15 protein-coding genes are annotated in these 18,724 nt (G+C 71.9%); 7 read left to right on the forward strand and 8 right to left on the reverse strand.

Annotation, left to right across the window (positions count from 1 at the left end; all coding sequences use genetic code 11):
• Positions 1–34: 34 nt before the first annotated feature.
• Complete coding sequence (dnaG, locus tag OG624_RS14505) at positions 35–1,960, forward strand: DNA primase (protein ID WP_033224684.1); 1,926 nt, start codon at positions 35–37, stop codon at positions 1,958–1,960.
• Positions 1,961–2,010: 50 nt separating this feature from the next.
• Here dnaG and OG624_RS14510 read toward each other — a convergent pair whose 3' ends face one another.
• Positions 2,011–2,457 carry a gamma-glutamylcyclotransferase family protein gene (locus tag OG624_RS14510; protein ID WP_051763695.1) on the reverse strand — a complete coding sequence of 149 codons (447 nt, stop codon included), beginning with the start codon at positions 2,455–2,457 and terminating at the stop codon, positions 2,011–2,013.
• Positions 2,458–2,786: 329 nt separating this feature from the next.
• Between OG624_RS14510 and OG624_RS14515 the strand changes: the two genes are divergently transcribed.
• Positions 2,787–3,329 (forward strand): hypothetical protein, encoded by a 543-nt coding sequence (locus OG624_RS14515; RefSeq protein WP_033224685.1) that lies wholly within the window; start codon positions 2,787–2,789, stop codon positions 3,327–3,329.
• A 129-nt stretch (positions 3,330–3,458) separates the two neighbouring features.
• Positions 3,459–4,115, forward strand: a complete 657-nt coding sequence (locus OG624_RS14520; protein WP_051763696.1) for a class F sortase — start codon at positions 3,459–3,461, stop codon at positions 4,113–4,115.
• Between the two features lie 16 nt (positions 4,116–4,131).
• Here OG624_RS14520 and OG624_RS14525 read toward each other — a convergent pair whose 3' ends face one another.
• The 3 genes from OG624_RS14525 to OG624_RS14535 all read right to left on the reverse strand — a co-directional run bounded on the left by OG624_RS14525 (position 4,132) and on the right by OG624_RS14535 (position 6,627).
• Entirely contained in the window at positions 4,132–4,908 is a 777-nt protein-coding gene (locus OG624_RS14525) for a sulfite exporter TauE/SafE family protein (RefSeq protein WP_266356687.1), read from the reverse strand.
• A 36-nt stretch (positions 4,909–4,944) separates the two neighbouring features.
• Entirely contained in the window at positions 4,945–5,241 is a 297-nt protein-coding gene (locus tag OG624_RS14530; RefSeq protein WP_371587744.1) for a hypothetical protein, read from the reverse strand.
• 90 nt (positions 5,242–5,331) lie between these two features.
• Positions 5,332–6,627: a ferredoxin reductase family protein gene (locus tag OG624_RS14535; RefSeq protein ID WP_266441561.1), complete on the reverse strand. Its 1,296-nt coding sequence runs from the start codon at positions 6,625–6,627 to the stop codon at positions 5,332–5,334.
• Between the two features lie 157 nt (positions 6,628–6,784).
• On the opposite strand from OG624_RS14535, the gene OG624_RS14540 reads away from it, so the two are divergent.
• The 3 genes from OG624_RS14540 to nirD are packed head-to-tail and all read left to right on the forward strand — an operon-like array spanning position 6,785 to position 11,032.
• A complete protein-coding gene (locus OG624_RS14540) occupies positions 6,785–8,176 on the forward strand; it encodes an NAD(P)/FAD-dependent oxidoreductase (protein ID WP_371639483.1) in 1,392 nt (463 codons plus the stop codon).
• A 1-nt stretch (position 8,177) separates the two neighbouring features.
• Positions 8,178–10,703, forward strand: coding sequence for a nitrite reductase large subunit NirB (gene nirB / locus OG624_RS14545; RefSeq protein ID WP_266441566.1), 2,526 nt, complete (start codon positions 8,178–8,180; stop codon positions 10,701–10,703).
• Positions 10,700–11,032 carry a nitrite reductase small subunit NirD gene (nirD, locus tag OG624_RS14550; protein WP_033224691.1) on the forward strand — a complete coding sequence of 111 codons (333 nt, stop codon included), beginning with the start codon at positions 10,700–10,702 and terminating at the stop codon, positions 11,030–11,032. The genes nirB and nirD overlap by 4 nt, the downstream gene beginning before the upstream one ends.
• A 26-nt stretch (positions 11,033–11,058) precedes the next feature.
• Here the strand turns inward: nirD and OG624_RS14555 are convergent, their stop codons facing one another.
• Positions 11,059–11,466 (reverse strand): VOC family protein, encoded by a 408-nt coding sequence (locus OG624_RS14555; protein WP_371639485.1) that lies wholly within the window; start codon positions 11,464–11,466, stop codon positions 11,059–11,061.
• 255 nt (positions 11,467–11,721) lie between these two features.
• On the opposite strand from OG624_RS14555, the gene OG624_RS14560 reads away from it, so the two are divergent.
• Positions 11,722–12,882: an alkaline phosphatase PhoX gene (locus tag OG624_RS14560; protein WP_033224693.1), complete on the forward strand. Its 1,161-nt coding sequence runs from the start codon at positions 11,722–11,724 to the stop codon at positions 12,880–12,882.
• 206 nt (positions 12,883–13,088) lie between these two features.
• On the opposite strand, the gene OG624_RS14565 is transcribed toward OG624_RS14560, so the two are convergent.
• From OG624_RS14565 to dusB, 3 genes are all read right to left on the reverse strand, one after another.
• Positions 13,089–14,087, reverse strand: a complete 999-nt coding sequence (locus OG624_RS14565; RefSeq protein ID WP_078909586.1) for an ArsR/SmtB family transcription factor — start codon at positions 14,085–14,087, stop codon at positions 13,089–13,091.
• A gap of 384 nt (positions 14,088–14,471) precedes the next feature.
• Entirely contained in the window at positions 14,472–17,180 is a 2,709-nt protein-coding gene (gene ppdK, locus OG624_RS14570) for a pyruvate, phosphate dikinase (RefSeq protein WP_033224694.1), read from the reverse strand.
• 364 nt (positions 17,181–17,544) lie between these two features.
• Positions 17,545–18,687: a tRNA dihydrouridine synthase DusB gene (gene dusB / locus OG624_RS14575; RefSeq protein ID WP_033224695.1), complete on the reverse strand. Its 1,143-nt coding sequence runs from the start codon at positions 18,685–18,687 to the stop codon at positions 17,545–17,547.
• Between the last annotated feature and the right edge of the window lie 37 nt (positions 18,688–18,724).

An 18,724-nucleotide genomic window follows, 5' to 3' on the forward strand; every position in this document is an offset into this window, starting at 1 on the left:
CCGGATTGCCGGCGCCCGGCCGTAGACTTCACGGGTGGCAGGACGGATCAACGACGACGACGTGAAGGCGGTACGGGACGCGGTCCCGATCGACGCCGTGGTCTCCGAGTACCTCCAGCTACGGAACGCGGGCGGCGGCAACCTCAAGGGCCTGTGCCCCTTCCACGACGAGAAGTCCCCTTCCTTCCAGGTCAGCCCCAGCAAGGGGCTCTACCACTGCTTCGGCTGCCAGGCGGGCGGGGACACCCTCGACTTCGTCATGAAGATCGACCACCTCTCCTTCTCGGAGGCGGTCGAGCGCCTGGCCGGCCTGGCCGGCATCACCCTGCGGTACGAGGAGGGCGGCTACACCGCCGGCACCAGCGGCCGCGGTGACCGCATCCGGCTGGTCGAGGCGCACAAGGCCGCCGCCCAGTTCTACGTCGACCAGCTGGGCAGCCCCGAGGCGGAGATCGGCCGCAAGTTCCTGGCGGAGCGCGGCTTCGACCAGGCCGCGGCCACGCACTTCAGCGTGGGTTACAGCCCGGCCGGATGGGACCACCTGACCCGCTTCCTGCGCGGCAAGGGCTTCACCGACAAGGAACTGATCACCTCCGGGCTCGCCCAGGACAGCCGCAGCGGCAAGCCGATCGACCGCTTCCGCGGCCGGCTGATGTGGCCCATCCGCGACATCAGCGGCGAGGTGGTCGGCTTCGGTGCGCGCAAGCTGCGCGACGACGACAACGGGCCGAAGTACCTGAACACCCCCGAGACCGCGATCTACAAGAAGTCCCAGGTGCTCTACGGCATCGACCTGGCGAAGAAGGAGATCGCGAAGACCTCCCGGGCCGTGGTCGTCGAGGGCTACACCGACGTGATGGCCTGCCACCTGGCCGGGGTCACCACCGCGATCGCCACCTGTGGCACCGCCTTCGGCGGGGACCACATCAAGATCCTGCGCCGGCTGCTGATGGACAACGCCACCGCCGAGGTGATCTTCACCTTCGACGGCGACGCGGCGGGCCAGAAGGCCGCGCTGCGGGCCTTCGAGGACGACCAGAAGTTCGCCGCGGAGACCTCGATCACCATCGCCCCCGGCGGTATGGACCCCTGCGACCTGCGGCTCGCCCAAGGCGACGCGGCCGTGTCCGGCCTGGTGGAGGCCCGCACTCCGCTGTTCGAGTTCGCCCTGCGGCACATCGTGTCCCGGCACAACCTGGAGAACCCGGCGGGCCGGGCGGCCGCGCTGGACGAGGCCGCGCCCGTCGTCGCCCACATCAAGAACATCGCGATCCAGCACGAGTCGGCGGTCCAGCTGGCGGGCATGCTGGGCATCCGCGACGAGCAGTTCGTGGTCAAGCGGGTCGCACAGCTGGCCCGCTGGGCCCGCGAGCGCGGACAGGGCGACGGACCGCAGGGCGGCCGACCCGGCGGGAAGCCGCAGCGGGGCCGCGCGTCCTACGAGGACGTCCCGGCGCCGGCCGCCCAGCCGGCCGGGGGCCCCGCGCTGAACCTGCGCAGCCCGGCCCACCGCACCGAGCGCGAGCTCCTCAAGCTCGCCCTCCAGCGGCCGGCCCTGGTCTCCCCGGCCTTCGACGCGTACGGGATGGACGAGTTCACCGCCCCGCCCTACGCGGCCGTGCGCCAGGCGATCCTGGACGCGGGCGGTGCCTCGCTCGGCGCGGAGGACTACCTGGCCCGGGTCCGCGGGGCCGCCCCGAACGACACCGTGCGCGCGCTCGTCACGGAACTGGCGGTCGAGGCCATCCACGCGAAGACCGTGGACGAGATGTACGCCGGGGTCCAGCTGGTCCAGGTGCGGCTGCGCGCCGTCGACCGCCGGGTCCACGAGATCCAGGGCACGCTGTCGCGGCTGGGCCCGCAGGCCCCGCCGGAGCAACTGGCCGCCGTCCAGGAAGAGCTGTGGGTGCTCCAGCAGTACGGCCAGCGGCTGCGCAACCGCGGCGCCGAGGGGCTGTAGCGGCGAGTCCGTAGCCGCGGGGCCCGTGGCCGCGGGTCACCGGCCGCCGGTCACCCGCGCCCGAACCAGTCGCCGCCGGGGATCTCCGTGCCCGACTCCCGCAGGTCGCGGGCGATCAACGGGGCCGCCAGATAGACCCAGGCGCGGACCGTGGTGCCGTCCGGGCGCAGCACCGGGCGGGCGATCCGGTCGTAGATGTTCCCCGGCCGGCCCGGGCCCCCGTACTCCTCCAGCTGGTCCAGCGCGGCCAGCAGCCGCCCGTAGCGACCCGGTGCCGCCGTGATCAGCTCGCCGACGACCGCCGTGCCGGGGCGGTGGACCGCGTACGGGTATCCGGGACCGTCGTAGAGCGCCGCGTCCGGGAGGACGGCCGGCTCCTGCGAGGCCGTGCGGCCGCGCAGGAACAGGTCGTGGTTGACCTCGCCCGGGCGCAGGGTCCCGTAGACGAAGAACGGGAGCGGATCGCCCGGGTCCGGTAGCCGTTCGACCGATGTCACGGGGCCCTCCCTCGGGTCTGGCACGACGGTGCGCGGCCCGGGCCGGGAGTCCCCCGCCCTCCCGCGCCCCACCACCGTACGCACCGCCGGCGCGCGTCCTCCCGGCGGGCGCCTCGGCCACGGTGGAGCCCCCGCCGGCCCGGGCCGCGGCCGGCTGCGGTCACCCGGACGGCGCGAGGCTCCCCGATAGCCGCAGCACCCGCGTTGACCTGCGGAGACGGTCAGGGGGCGGGCCTTCGCAGGGCATACCTGACGGGACATCAGCAGGCGCGCGGCCGGCGGGCCGGGTTTCCTCGGGAACACGACCCCGTGTCTTCAGGAGAGTCCCCATGCGCCGACGTACCGCACACCTGCTGACCGCGACCGTGCTGACCGCCGCCGCGTTCACCGGGCCGGTCGCCGGCGCCGTCGCCGCCGCCGAGCTCGGCGTGGTGGGCTTCGCGCCCGGGGACTTCGCGCCGCTGGAGGTGTGGCCCAAGTCCGCCGCCCCCGGCGCCACCGTGACCGTGAACACCACCGCCTGCGGGAGCGGCAGCCACGCGGACGGCGATGCCACCACGGTGGGCGGCGGCCGGTTCAAGCTGGTCCCGGGCCCCCACAAGGAGGTGGTCGTGGGGCAGTTCCAGATCGCCCACGGCACCCGCGGCGGGACCTACGGCATCGGCGTGACCTGCGCGAACGGCAAGTTCGCCACCGGCGACCTGATCGTCACCGAGCGAGGCCCGCAGGGCCACGTCAACACCGGGGTGGGCGGTGGCACGACCACCACCACCGACCCCGCCAAGATCGCGGCGGGAGCGGCCGTACTGGCCGCTGCCGCCGTCGGCGGTACCTGGCTCCTGCGTCGCCGGGCGAGCGGCACGCGGAGCTGACGGACGCCCACCGCGGCTCCGGCCGCGGTCCGACCGGTACCGTCCCCCGTCGCCCGCCCCGCGAGGTCCCCCCGTTCGCGGGGCCGGGCGACGGCCAGTCACCCCGAAACGGAAGCCGAGGGGGTACGCATGGGTGGCGATCTCGGTGGCGCGCGGGGGCGCGCCGCCCGCACCCCCACCGCCCGCCACGGCGGACTCGTCGCGCTCGCCGCCTGCGTCGGCATCTGGCTCGTGACCAGCGGTTCGCGTGAACCCGTCGGACCGCCGCTGCCCTCCCCCGCCGAATCACTGACCGCCGCCGGCGTGGTGGGCCCCGGGATCGCCCCGCTCCCCGGTTCCCCGCCGGCCCGGATCCGGATCCCCTCCATCCGGGTCGACGCCCCGCTGACCGGGCTCGGCCTGGATCGGCGCGGCAGCCTCGAAGTGCCCCCGCCGGACCGGCGCGACCTGGCCGGCTGGTACCGCGACGGCACCACACCGGGCGCCACCGGCACCGCCGTCATCGCCGGGCACGTGGACGACGCCGTCGGGCCGGGGGTCTTCTACGACCTGGGCGCGCTGCGCCGCGGGGCCTCCATCGAGATCCCGCGCGCGGACGGCCGTACGGCGGTGTTCACGGTCCACGCGGTCGAGGTCTACGACGCCAAGGCCTTCCCCGACACCCGCGTGTACGGGCCTTCGGCGCGCGCCGAGCTCCGGGTGATCACCTGCGGCGGCGGCTTCTCGCCCCGCACGGGCTACCGCGGCAACGTGGTGGTCTTCGCGCACCTCACCGGGACGTACTAGAAGCTGTTCCGGCGGGTCAGCCCCACTGCTCGATGCCGAGCTTGAGCACCAGCGCGCCCACCACCGTCAGCAGCACGCCGCGGACGAAGCCGCTGCCCTTCTTGAGCGCCATACCGGCGCCGATCATGCCGCCGGCCAGGTTGAACACCGCCATCAGCGCGGCGAGCTGCCACAGCACCATGCCCTGGTAGGCGAACATCGCGAGCGCCCCGCCGTTGGTGCAGCAGTTCACGATCTTGGCGGTGGCGGAGGCCGTGACCAGGTCGAGGTGGAGCAGCGCCGTGAGGGCGAGCACCAGGAAGGTGCCGGTGCCGGGCCCGATGAGGCCGTCGTAGAAGCCGATGCCCAGGCCCGCGAGCCCGATGGCGAGCAGCACCCGCTGCCGGCTGACGGGTGCGGTGGAGGGGGCGGTGCCGAAGCCGGGCTTGAAGATCACGACACCGGCGACGAAGACGAGGACCACCATGATCAGCGGGCGGAGGGTGTCCTTGCTGATGCCGCCCGCGAGCGCGGCACCGCCCATCGAGCCGGCGAGCGCGGCCAGGCCGATGCGGACGGCCAGTTTCACGTTCACCGGGGCCTTGCGGGCGTACGTGACGGCCGCCCCGGCGGTCCCGACGATGGCCACGGCCTTGTTGGTGCCGAGGACGGTGGCGGGGTGCGCGTTCGGCAGGCCGAGCAGGAGCGCGGGCAGGAGCAGCAGACCGCCGCCGCCCACCACCGCGTCGATCCAGCCTGCGGCGGCCGCTGCCACGCACAGGATGACGATCATGGTCGTTGATATGTCAGGCACGACCTGACCCTACGGAGCTGTTGGGTGCAGTGGGCATCAATCTCCGGAAAGTTGCGCAAAGGTTGAGCTTTGCCGGGCCGGCACCCGGTCCGGGGCCACCGGAGCCGCCGGGTCCACGGCCGCCGTCAGCACGGTCGCGGCCAGCACACCGGCCGCCCCCAACCCCGCCGCCAGCCGCCGCGCGGGCGGTACGGAGGCCAGCGCGGCCAGGGCGACCCGTGCCGGCGAGGGGCGCCGCGGCTTGCGGTGCCGGGCCGTCGCCGCCACCGGAGCCTCGGCGCCGACGGGGACGGGGACGCGGACGGGGAGGGCGACGTGCAACGGGTGACGCATGGGGCGGTGACTCCTCGGGGGAACGCGGGACGCACGGGACGCACAGGACGCACGGGAACGCGGAAGGCGCAGGATGGGTGGGGGCGCGGCTCAGAAGCTGAAGCACTCGGAATGGATCCGACCGGCCGGCACCCCGGCCCGCAGCAGCGCGGCCCGGGTCGCCTCGGCCATCCCCGGCGGCCCGCACAGGTACACGTCGTGCTCGGCCAGGTCCGGCACCAGCGCGGCCAGCGCCTGCGGGGCCAGCGGGTCGTAGGCGGCGCCGGACGGCCCGAGCAGATAGTGCAGACCGGCCTGCCGCTCGGCGGCGATGGCCTCCAGCTCGGACCGCAGCACGAGGTGCTCCTCGGCTCCGGCCCGGTAGAGCAGGGTGATGTCCCCCGGGCCCCCGGGCAGTGTCTCGAACAGGGCCCGCATCGGGGTGATCCCGACCCCGCCCGCGATCAGCAGCACCTTGGGCCTGGTCCGCCGGGCGGCGGTGAGCGCGCCGAACGGCCCGGTGGCCAGCACCCGCGTCCCGGGGCGCAGCCGGCGGATCCGGCGGGAGTGGCCACCGAGCCCCTTCACGGTGATCCGCAGGGCGTTCCCCCGTACGGGCGCGGACAGCGAGAACGGCAGGGCCGTGTGCCACAGTCGCCGCTGGAGGAACCGCCAGCGCAGGAACTGGCCCGGCTCCGCGCGCAGTTCCGCGAGGTGCTGCCCGTACATGACGACGGAGACCACCCCGGGCCCCTCGACCCGGACGTCCGCCACCCGCAGCGCGTGCCTCAGGGCCTGCCGTACGGGGACCACGCCGCGGTACCAGATCAGCAGGACGGCGACCACGGTGTGGGCGAGCGCCCAGAACCAACCGGCCGCGGCCAGATCGGGCCCGGCGAGCTGGTGCCCGAAGGCGAGGGCGGCGGCCAGGTAGACGAACAGGTGGACCCCGCGCCAGGTTTCGTGCGGCACCCGGCGGCGTACCTCCCGGGCGGAGGTCACACCGACCGCGGCCAGGAGGACGGTCCCGGCCGCGGCGGCGGCGAGCGCGGGGTAGCCGAGCAGCTCCGAGGCGGCGGAGACCACGTCGGTTCCCTCGTGCACGGCGTAGCCGAGCAGGGCGAAGAGCCCGTGCCCGAAGACGAGCAGCAGGACGTACCGGCCACCGAAGGCGTGCCAGCGGGCGAGCCGGTCGGCGCCGACGCCGTGCTCGACGGCGGGTACCCGGGCCATCAGGAACAGCAGCACCAGTACCCCGTAGCCGGCGAGCAGGCCGGACAGGTGGGCGGCGGTGGCGAACAGCGCGTCGGGCCGGGCCGAGGGCCGTACCTGCGCCGCCCAGAGCAGGGTCACCACCCCCGCACCGCCCAGCATCCCGCCCCTCACCCGCACCACCGCATCTCGCATACGGAGCACGCTAAGGGCGCGAACGGCGGCCCTGATGGTCCTTAAGGCCGCCTTGAGGAAGGCCTCACCGACCCTTAACCCCGGCGCTGAGGTCGGCGTTCCGTCCGGGTAACAGAGGCGATGTCGTGGGGAAACAGCGGCCGCGCACGCTCGTGGCATGACCTCGGACAAGCGTGTGGTGGTGATCGGCGGCGGCCTCGCGGGCCTACGGCTCGCGCAGCGGCTCGGCCCGGCCGCGGCGGTGACCGTCCTCGGCGACGAGACCCACGTGCCGTACAACCGGGTCCTGCTCGCCGAGGTCCTCGCGGGCCGGTACGCGCCGGAGGTGACGGCCCTGCCGGCACCCGGCCCGGTGCTGCGGCGGGGGGTCCGGGCGGTACGCGTGGACCGCGCCGAGCGGGCCGTGCACTGCGACGACGGCACGGTGGCCCGGTACGACACGCTGGTCCTGGCCACGGGTTCGAACGCGGTGCTCCCGCCGCTGCGCGGACTGTTCGAACCGGAAGGACGGGACCTCCCGGACGGGGTGCACGCCTTCCGCACCATGGACGACTGCCTGGCGCTCTCGGCGGCCGTACGGCCCGGGGCACGCGTGGTGGTGATCGGCGGGGGCCTGCTGGGCGTCTCGGCGACCCGTGCGCTCGCCGCGCGGGGCGCGCAGGTGGTCCTCGCCCAGCAGGGCGAACGCCTGATGGAACGCCAACTGGACGCCGAGGCCTCCACCCTGCTGCACGAGCACCTGACCGCACTCGGCGTCGAGATCCACACGGAATGCCGGGTCCGCGGCCTGCTCACATCCGCGGCACCGCTGCCAGGGGCGCTGCCCCCGGACCCCCGCGCCTCGAACGCCGGCGAGGCTGAGATTGCCCTGCGGGCGATCCAGCCGCGCCGGGCAGGCAGAGCCGGGCGAAATCCAGCCCCTCCGGCGTTTGAGGAGCGGGGTCCGGGGCGGAGCCCCGGCAGCGGCGGCGCGCGGGGGCAGCGCAAGGTCACCGGGGTCGAGCTCGCCGACGGCTACCGGCTGGAGGCCGATCTCGTCGTCCTCGCCTGCGGCGTCCGCCCCCGCGTCGGCCTCGCGCGGGCCGCCGGGCTGGACGTCCGCACCGGCATCGTGGTCGACGACCACCTCCGCACCGGTGACCCCCACATCCACGCCATCGGTGACTGCGCCGAGCACGCCGGCCAGGTGTACGGCCTCGCGGGCGCCGCCCTGGAACAGGCCGACGCCTTGGCCACGTTCCTCACCGGCGAGCCCACGCGGTACACCGGCACCCGCGCCCTCACCCGCCTCACCCTCACCGCCGACGGTGACCGCGCCCTCGATCTCGCCGCCTTCGGCGAGACCACCGCCCTCCCCGGCGACGACGTGGTCCGGCTCGCCGACGCCACCCGCCGCACCTACCGCAAGGTCGTCCTGCGGGGCGACCGCCTCGTCGGCGGCGTCCTGCTCGGCGAGCTCTCCACCGTGGGGGCCCTCGCCCGCACCTGGGAGGGCGAGGAATCACCGCACGACCTGTTCCACCTGCTCACCGACGACGGAGGCCACTGACATGACCGAGCCCCTGCCCACGATCGTGCTCATCGGGCACGGCATGGTCGGCCAGCGCTACCTCGAAGCACTCGCCGAGCGCGGGGTCACCGCCACGCACCGGATCACCGTGCTCTGCGAGGAGCCCCGGCCCGCCTACGACCGCGTGCACCTGACCTCGTACTTCTCCGGCAGCACCGCCGAGGACCTGTCCATGACGCCCGCCGGGTTCATGGAGCGGCACGGCATCGACCTCCACCTCGACGACCCCGCCGAGCACATCGACCGGGCCGCCCGTACCGTCACCGCCCGGTCCGGGCAGGTCTTCCCGTACGACGTCCTGGTCCTGGCCACCGGCAGCTTCCCCTTCGTACCGCCGGTCCCCGGCAAGGACGCCCCCGGCTGCTTCGTCTACCGCACCATCGAGGACCTCCTCGCCATCGAGGCGTACGCGAAGGACAAGTCCAGCGGCGCGGTCGTCGGCGGCGGACTCCTCGGCCTGGAGGCCGCCGGCGCCCTCCAGGGCCTCGGGCTCGCCACCCGCGTCGTCGAGTTCGCCCCGCGCCTGATGCCCGTACAGGTCGACGACGGTGGCGGCGCGGCCCTGCTGCGCACCATCGAGTCCATGGGGCTGACCGTCCACACCGGCGTCGGCACCCAGGAGGTGGTGACCGGCGAGGACGGCCACGTCAGCGGGATGCGGCTGTCCGACGGCTCGGTCGTCGACACCGACCTCGTCGTCTTCTCCGCCGGTGTCCGCCCCCGCGACCAGTTGGCCCGCGACTGCGGACTGGACGTCGGCGAGCGCGGCGGCATCGCGGTCGACGCCCGCTGCCGCACCTCCGACGCGCATGTCTACGCCATCGGCGAGTGCGCCCTCGCCGTCGACGGCCGCGTCTACGGACTGGTGGCCCCCGGCTACGAGATGGCCGAGACGGCCGCCGACGACCTGCTCGGCCGCGAGAAGGAGTTCACCGGCGCCGACCTCTCCACCAAGCTCAAGCTCCTCGGCGTGGACGTGGCCTCCTTCGGCGACGCCCACGGCACCACCCCGGACAGCCTCGACGTCGTCTGGTCCGACTCCCGCTCCGGGGTCTACAAGAAGCTGGTCGTCTCCCCCGACGGCGTCCTCCTCGGCGGGGTCCTGGTCGGCGACGCGGACTCCTACGGCCTGCTGCGCCCGCTCACCGGAAGCGTCCCGCCCGTCGCCCCCGAGCAGCTGGTGCTGCCCGCCGGGGTCGGCGCCCCGGTCGCGCTCGGCCCGTCCGCGCTCCCCGACCACGCGGTGATCTGCTCCTGCCACAACGTCACCAAGAAGGCCATCGCCGCCTGCGCCACCCTCGCCGAGGTCAAGAAGTGCACCAAGGCGGGCACCGGCTGCGGCAGTTGCGTCAAGGTGATCGGACAGCTGCTGCCCGCCGCCACCGACAAGGGCCTGTGCGGCTGCTTCCCCTTCACCCGGGCCGAGCTCTACGAGATCGTCCGCACCCGCCGGTTGACCTCGTACGAGGAGATCCTCGACGGGCACGGCCGGCCGGAGGCCCGCGGCGGTGACGGCTGCGAGGTGTGCAAGCCCACCGTCGGCTCGATCATCGCCTCGCTGGCCCCCACCCTCGGCGCGAGCGGCTACGTCCTGGACGGGGAGCAGGCCGCCCTCCAGGACACCAACGACCACTTCCTCGCGAACATGCAGCGCAACGGCTCCTACTCGGTCGTCCCGCGCATCCCCGGCGGTGAGATCACCCCGGACAAGCTGATCGTGATCGGTGAGGTGGCCCGCGACTTCGGCCTCTACACGAAGATCACCGGCGGGCAGCGGATCGACCTCTTCGGGGCGAGCGTGGACCAGCTCCCGCGGATCTGGGCGCGGCTCGTCGACGCCGGGTTCGAGTCCGGGCACGCGTACGGGAAGGCCCTGCGCACGGTGAAGTCCTGCGTGGGGCAGACCTGGTGCCGCTACGGGGTCCAGGACAGCGTCCGGATGGCCATCGACCTGGAGCTGCGCTACCGGGGGCTGCGCTCCCCGCACAAGCTCAAGTCGGCGGTCTCCGGCTGCGCCCGCGAGTGCGCGGAGGCACAGAGCAAGGACTTCGGCGTCATCGCGACGGCGAGTGGCTGGAACTTGTACGTGGGCGGCAACGGCGGGGCCACGCCGCGCCACGCCGACCTGCTGGCCCAGGACCTGTCGGACGCGGAACTGGTCCGGCTGATCGACCGGTTCCTGATGTTCTACATCCGCACCGCCGACCGGCTGGAGCGGACCTCCACCTGGCTGGAGCGGCTGGAGGGGGGCCTGGCCCACCTGCGGGACGTGGTCGTGCACGACTCGCTCGGGCTGTGCGCGGAGCTGGAGTCCCTGATGGCCGACCACGTGGCGGCCTACCGGGACGAATGGGCCGAGACGCTCCAGGATCCGGAGCGGCTGCGCCGGTTCGTGTCCTTCGTCAACGCGCCCGGCGCCCCCGACCCGACCGTGAAGTTCGTCCCCGAGCGTGACCAGGTCAAGCCCGACCTGGCCGTCCTGACCATAGGAGGAGCCGTCCGATGACCGTGGAACTGCAGGTGGCGCAGGGCTGGCTGACGGTGTGCGAGCTGTCCTCGCTGATCCCCGGGCGCGGGGTGGCGGCGCTGCTGCCGGACGGGAGCCAGGCGGCGGTGTTCCTCGACCGCGCGGGGCGCCCGTACGCCATCGGCAACCAGGACCCCTTCACCGGCGCGCAGGTGCTCTCGCGCGGGCTGGTGGGGACCGCCGGGGGCCGGCCCTTCGTGGCCTCCCCCCTGCTCAAGCAGCGCTTCGACCTGGAGTCGGGGCGCTGCCTGGACGACGAGGAGACGACGGTCCGGACCTACCCGGTGCGGACCGCCGTGACCTCGTGACCTCGTGACCTCGGGGTGGTGCGTGATCAGCTCTGGACGATCGACGGGTCCATCCACATGATCTCCCAGGTGTGGCCGTCGAGGTCGTCGAAGGCACGGCCGTACATGACGCCGTGGTCCTGGGCGGGGCGGGGTTCGGTGGCACCGGCCGCCAGGGCCCCGTCCACCAGCTCGTCGACGGCGGAGCGGCTCTCGGCGCTCAGACAGATCAGCACCTCGGACGTCTTCGTCGCGTCCGCGATCTCCTTGTGGGTGAAGTCCTTGTAGCGGGCCTCGGTCAGGAGCATCGCGACGATGGTGTCGCTGATGACCATCGAGGCGCAGTTCTCGTCGGTGAACTGGGCGTTGAAGGAGTAGCCCAGCTTGCTCCAGAAGGCCTTGCCGGCCTCCAGGTCCTTGACCGGCAGGTTGACGAAGATCATGGTGGCGGACATCGAGGTCTCTCTTCTCTCGTGTGCGGTGCTTTCGAGAGGTGGACCGCGAGTCCCCGACAAACTCATCGCTGCCTCGCGAACTTTTTTCGATTTTTCTTTCCGGATCACGAAACCGCAGGTCAGGCAAGTGTCCGTCGAGCGGTTGCTCCTGCGTCACGGGGAGTTGGGGCCACGGCAACTGGCGCCTCCTAGGTTCCTCCACCGTGCGCCCCCGCGTCCGACCGGCCGCGGGGCCTTCCTCCCACAGGAGTGACCGTGGAACGTCGTACCTTCCTGCGCGGTGCGGTGATCGGTTCGTCGGCCGCCGCCTTCGGCGGCACGTTGATGCACGGAGCCGCCTACGCCGCCCCCGCCCAGCCGGGTGCCGGACCGTACGGGGCGCTCGGCGCGGCCGACGCCAACGGCATCATGCTCCCCAGCGGTTTCACCAGCCGGGTCATCGCCCGCTCGGGCCAGACCGTCAGCGGTACCTCGTACGCCTGGCACAGCGCCCCCGACGGCGGTGCCTGTTACACCGACGGCTCGGGCTGGATCTACGTGTCCAACTCGGAGATCAACCCCTCCGGCGGCGCGAGCGCGGTGAAGTTCAACTCCTCCGGCACCGTCACCGGCGCCTACCGGATCCTCTCGAACACCCGGCAGAACTGCGCGGGCGGCAAGACCCCCTGGAACACCTGGCTGTCCTGCGAGGAGGTCGACCGCGGCTTCGTCTACGAGACCGACCCGTACGGGGTGAACGCGGCCGTGCAGCGCCCCGCGATGGGCCGGTTCAAGCACGAGGCGGCCGCCGCCGACCCGGTGCGCCAGGTGATCTACCTGACCGAGGACGAGACCAGCGGCTGCTTCTACCGCTTCATCCCGACCACCTGGGGCAACCTCTCCTCCGGCACCCTCCAGGTCCTGAAGGCCGGCACCGCCACCTCGGGCTCCTTCACCTGGCAGAACGTCCCGGACCCGGACGGCTCGCCGACCGCGACCCGTAGCCAGGTCTCGGGCTCGAAGAAGTTCAACGGCGGCGAGGGCTGCCACTACGCCAACGACACCGTCTGGTTCACCACGAAGGGCGACAACCGGGTCTGGCAGCTGAACCTCACGAACAGCACGTACGAGCTGGCCTACGACGACTCGCTCGTACCCGGCGGCGCGGCCCCGCTGACCGGCGTCGACAACGTCACCGGGTCCTCGTACGGCGACCTGTACGTCGCCGAGGACGGCGGCAACATGGAGATCTGCGTGATCACCCCGGACGACGTGGTGGCGCCCTTCCTGCGGATCACCGGCCAGTCCTCCTCCGAGATCACAGGCCCGGCCTTCTCCCCCGCCGGCAACCGGCTCTACTTCTCCAGCCAGCGCGGCACGAGCGGCAGCTCGACCGGCGGCATCACCTACGAGGTGACGGGCCCCTTCCGCACCTGAGCCCCGCTCTCTCAGCCCCGCCGGAGCCCCCTCCCAGCCCCGCCGACGTTCGAGGCGCGGGGGCCCGGGGGGAGAGCCCCGCTGTTCCAGCCCCGCCGGCGTTTGAGGCGCGGGGGCCCGGGGGCAGCGCCCCCGCAACGGCGCCGCACCCGCACAACCGGCCGCACCCCCACGGGCAACCCCGCAGGGGTGCGGCGGCGGCCGCGTCACGACGCCACGGCCCCACCCTTCAGCAGCGCGGCCCCCAGCGGCGTCACGGTGTGCAGCACCGCGTTCCCCCGCCGCAGCGTGGTCACCAGCCCCGCCTCCCGCATCACACACGCGTGCTGACTCGCGGAGGCCAGCGAGACCCCGGCCCGGCGGGCCAGCTCGCTGGTGGTCGCCCCGTCCCCTATGGCCCGCAGCACCACCGACCGGGTGTGCCCGACCAGCTTGCCCAGGGTGCGCTGGCGCTGCTCCTCCACGGGCCGCGCCGCCTCACCCCCCGCCGGCGCCGAGGCCAGCTGCGCGGCGGCCGGGTAGACCAGCACCGGCGGCAGCTCCGGATCGTGCAGGGTCACCGCGGTGCGCCGGCAGAAGAAGGACGGCTGGAGCAGCAGCCCGCGCCCCCGCAGCCGTACGTCACGGTCCACGGGGTAATCGCATTCCAGCACCGGAGCCCGCCAACGCAGCATCGGCGGCAGCGAGTCCAGCAGTTCGTCCGCGCCGCCGTCCAACAGGGCCCGGCCGCGCGCGGCGCGCTCGGCCTCGATCTGGGCCTGGATATGCGTCCAGTACGGCTCCACGGCGGCCCGGTGGTACGCCCGGAGCTCGCCCATGAGCCGCGGCAGCTGCTTGTCACCGGCGTCCATGAACTCCCGTAGCCGCGGGGTCAACGGCGCGCCGGCGCCCAGCAGCTGCAGCTCGCGCCGCATGCGCTCGGGACGGATCCCGCGCAGCGCGTCGAGGCCCAGGTCCCACCCGTACTGCCCCTCCACAGGGGTCAAGAAATCGGGGAAATAACCACGACTCGGTATGAGCATACCGAGCGTGCGTGTTTCACTATTCAACCTGCTCCGGGTTTCCGTACGCCATTCACCGAACAACCGGGCATCGCGCCGGTCTCTTAAGCGATGAAAGCTGAGAATCGTTTCCCACAACGCATCGGGACGCCCTGCCATCCGTACGCGTGCCAGGTCCACTCCAGTGAAATGGATACGCAGCACCGAACCCCCACCTGTGCAACCGCAATCCCCCCGCTCCATGAGTATGCATGCCGTCACACGTTGTCACCACGCCCTTTCGGCCACAGTTGAAACCCCTTTCGGCGGGGGCGTGACAACCGAAATCCTGTACTCCGCCGGGCACACTCCGGTGCGACCGAAACGCTCCGCGAAGGCCGTGGGGGGCTTTGCGGGGCCTGGCGGTCGGTCGCACCGGGAAGCGCCGACGTGCCCGGCAGAATGACAGCGGCGGTGGACGGGTGGGGATCCGTCCACCGCCTGCTGGCGTAAAGATTTGTTGAACAACAAAAATAGGCGCGCCCGCCCCCGGGTAGTCAGGGAACCCGGGGACAGGCGCGGTCTATGGGGCCCTTGGCGGGCCAGGGGTCAGCGGCTGTCGCTGCCCTTCGCCTCGGCGGCCGCACGGCCGGCCTCCAGGCGCGCCACCGGAATCCGGAAGGGCGAGCAGGAGACGTAGTCGAGGCCGACCTCGTGGAAGAAGTGGACCGACTCGGGGTCGCCACCGTGCTCGCCGCAGACGCCGAGCTTGAGGTCGGGGCGCGTGGCCCGGCCCTGCTTGACCGCGTGGCGCACGAGGGACCCGACGCCGTCCTTGTCGATGGTCTCGAAGGGCGAGACCCCGAAGATGCCCTTCTCCAGGTAGGCGGTGAAGAAGCTGGCCTCGACGTCGTCGCGGGAGAAGCCCCACACCGTCTGGGTCAGGTCGTTCGTGCCGAAGGAGAAGAACTGCGCGGCCTCGGCGATCTGGGCGGCCGTCAGGGCGGCGCGCGGCAGCTCGATCATCGTGCCGATGCTCAGCTTGAGGCTGGTGCCGGTGGCGGCCTCGACCTCGGCGATGACCTGGTCGGCCTCGTCGCGGACGATCTCCAGCTCCTGGACGGTGCCGACGAGCGGGACCATGATCTCGGCGCGCGGGTCGCCCTTGGCGTTCTTGCGCTCGGCGGCGGCCTCGGCGATCGCCCGGACCTGCATCTTGAACAGGCCGGGGATGACCAGGCCGAGGCGGACACCGCGCAGACCCAGCATCGGGTTCTGCTCGTGCAGCTTGTGCACGGCCTGGAGCAGGCGCAGGTCGTTCTCGTTGGCGTCCTTGCGGGACTCGGCGAGGGCGACACGGACCGACAGCTCGGTGATGTCGGGCAGGAACTCGTGCAGCGGCGGGTCCAGGAGGCGGACGGTGACGGGCAGGCCGTCCATCGCCTCGAAGAGCTCGACGAAGTCCTTCTTCTGCAGCGGCAGGAGGGCACTGAGTGCCGCCTCACGCTCTTCGTCGGTGTCCGCGAGGATCAGTCGCTCCACGAGTTCACGGCGCTCGCCGAGGAACATGTGCTCGGTGCGGCACAGGCCGATGCCCTGGGCGCCGAAGCGGCGGGCACGCAGCGCGTCCTCGGCGTTGTCGGCGTTGGCGCGCACCCGCAGGCGGCGGACGCGGTCCGCGTAGGCCATGATCCGGTGCACGGCGGCGACGAGCTCGTCGGCGTCGTCGGCGCCGGCGTGCATGCGGCCCTCGAAGTACTCGACGACCGGGGACGGTACGACGGGTACCTCACCGAGGTAGACCTTGCCGGTGGAGCCGTCGATGGAGACGACGTCGCCCTCTTCGATGACCGTCTCGCCGACCGTCATGCGGCGGCGCTTGGTGTCGACGTCCAGCTCCTCGGCGCCGCAGACACAGGTCTTGCCCATGCCGCGGGCGACGACGGCGGCGTGCGAGGTCTTGCCACCGCGCGAGGTCAGGATGCCCTCGGAGGCGATCATGCCGTCCAGGTCGTCCGGGTTGGTCTCGCGGCGGATCAGGATGACCTTCTCGCCGGAGCGGGACCACTTGACGGCCGTGTACGAGTCGAAGACGGCCTTGCCGACCGCCGCGCCCGGGGAGGCGGCGATGCCGCGGCCGAGCAGCGCGGTCTTCGCGTCTTCGTCGAAGCGCGGGAACATCAGCTGGGCCAGCTGGTGACCGGTGACGCGCTGGAGGGCCTCGGCCTCGGTGATCAGGCCCTGGTCCACGAGCTGCGTGGCGATGCGGAAGGCCGCACCGGCCGTGCGCTTGCCGACGCGGGTCTGGAGCATCCACAGCTGGCCGCGCTCGATGGTGAACTCGATGTCGCAGAGATCCTTGTAGTGGTTCTCCAGCGTCGTCATGATCGTCATGAGCTGGTCGTAGGAGGCCTTGTCGATGGTCTCCAGGTCCGCGAGCGGCACCGTGTTGCGGATACCCGCGACGACGTCCTCGCCCTGGGCGTTCTGGAGGTAGTCGCCGTAGACGCCCGCGTGGCCGCTGGCGGGGTCACGGGTGAAGGCGACGCCGGTGCCGGAGTCGGGGCCGAGGTTGCCGAAGACCATGGAGCAGACGTTGACCGCGGTGCCCAGGTCGCTCGGGATGCGCTCCTGGCGGCGGTAGAGCTTGGCGCGGTCGGTGTTCCACGAGTTGAAGACGGCCTCGACGGCGAGGTCGAGCTGCTCGCGGGCGTCCTGCGGGAAGTCGCGGCCGGCCTGCTTGGCGACGATCTTCTTGAAGCGGGTGACCAGCTTCTTCAGGTCGGCGGCGTCGAGGTCGGTGTCGACGGTGACCTTCTTGGCGGCCTTGGCCTCGTCGAGGGCTTCCTCGAAGAGCTCGCCGTCGACGTCCAGCACGGTCTTGCCGAACATCTGGATGAGGCGGCGGTACGAGTCCCACGCGAAGCGCTCGTTGCCGGCCTGGGCGGCGAGGCCCTTCACGGAGTCGTCGGAGAGACCGATGTTCAGGACGGTGTCCATCATGCCGGGCATCGAGAACTTCGCACCGGAACGCACGGAGACCAGCAGCGGGTCGTCCGACTGTCCGAGCTTCTTGCCCATCTTCGCCTCGAGGGCGGCAAGGTGGGCGCTGACCTCTTCGCGCAGCTCGGCCGGGGCCGTGCCGCTCTCGAGGTAGACCTTGCAGGCCTCGGTGGTGATGGTGAAGCCGGGAGGGACCGGCAGACCCAGGTTGGTCATCTCGGCGAGGTTGGCACCCTTGCCGCCGAGAAGGTCCTTGAGGTCGCGGTTGCCCTCGGTGAAGTCGTAGACGAACTTCTGATCTTTGTTTTCCGACACGGGTCTCGACTCCTCGAGGCTCGGTGGCTGCCCTGACGGCCAGGAACATACCCAGATCGAAGGCTTCTGGGTACGTCCACTTGGTCGTCATACGGCTGTAACCACCCGTGCGCCAGCAGATCGAAAGTAACTCATGGGTAATCAGAAAGTAGGAACAGCGTTCACATCCCGAAGGGTGAGGGGGCTTCCGAGGCCTGATCACGCTCGGATGAGCGATCATCGATACATTTGCGTTCAAATATTGAACGCACAAAGGGTGGCACCCAGTGCCACCCTTTGAAAGTCTTACCCGTGACTTCTGTGCTCATCTGAGCGAAACCCTTCCCATGCGTGGCGTATATCACGCACCACGGAGGGCGATTTGTCAGCCTCCGGAGGTGTCCAGTTCAGCGTCCTCGCTCACACCGGCGCAGTCGTACGGGTCCTTCAGCCAGCCGTCCGGCAGGACAACTCGGTTGTTTCCGGACGTCCGGCCGCGAGGCCCGTCCGCGCTTTCCGGCCATGCTTGATCCAGATCGAGCTCGCTCAGATGAGCATTCAGTTCGGCCAGGGAGGAGGTGACCGCGAGCCTCTTGCGCATCTCGGAACCCACCGAGAAGCCCTTGAGGTACCAGGCCACGTGCTTACGGAAGTCGATCACCCCGCGCGCCTCGTCGCCGATCCACTCCCCCAGCAGCTGGGCGTGGCGGTGCATGGTGGTGGCCACCTCGCGCAGGGTGGGCTTGTGGAAGTCCTCGGGGCGCCCCTCGAAGGCCGCCACCAGGTCGTTGAACAGCCACGGCCGCCCCAGGCAGCCGCGTCCCACGACCACGCCGTCGCAGCCGGTCTCGCGGACCATGCGCAGCGCGTCCTCGGCGCACCAGATGTCGCCGTTGCCGAGCACGGGGATCTCCGGCACGTGCTCCTTGAGCCGCGCGATGGCGTCCCAGTCGGCGGTGCCGCCGTAGTGCTGGGCGGTGGTCCGGCCGTGCAGGGCGATGGCGGTGACGCCCTCCTCGACGGCGATCCGGCCCGCGTCGAGGTAGGTGAGGTGGTCGTCGTTGATGCCCTTGCGCATCTTCATGGTGACCGGCAGGTCACCGGCTCCGGCGACGGCCTCGCGCAGGATCGCGCGCAGCAGGTTGCGCTTGTACGGGAGGGCGGAGCCGCCGCCCTTGCGCGTCACCTTGGGGACGGGGCAGCCGAAGTTGAGGTCGATGTGGTCGGCGCGGTCCTCTTCGACGATCATGCGGACCGCCTTGCCGACCGTGGTCGGGTCCACCCCGTACAGCTGAATCGAGCGAGGCTTCTCGGTCTCGTCGAAGTGGATCAGCTGCATGGTCTTCTCGTTGCGCTCGACCAGGGCGCGGGTCGTGATCATCTCGCTCACGAACAGCCCCTTGCCGCCCGAGAACTCCCGGCAGAGGGTACGGAACGGGGCATTGGTGATGCCGGCCATGGGCGCGAGCACCACCGGGGGCTGCACGGTGTGCGGGCCGATCGCGAGAGGCGGAGGGAGCGTGGTCATCCGCCCATTGTCCCGCATGCCGAGGGGGTGGGGGGGA

Source organism: Streptomyces virginiae, from assembly GCF_041432505.1.
Classification (GTDB): Bacteria; Actinomycetota; Actinomycetes; order Streptomycetales; family Streptomycetaceae; genus Streptomyces; species Streptomyces virginiae_A.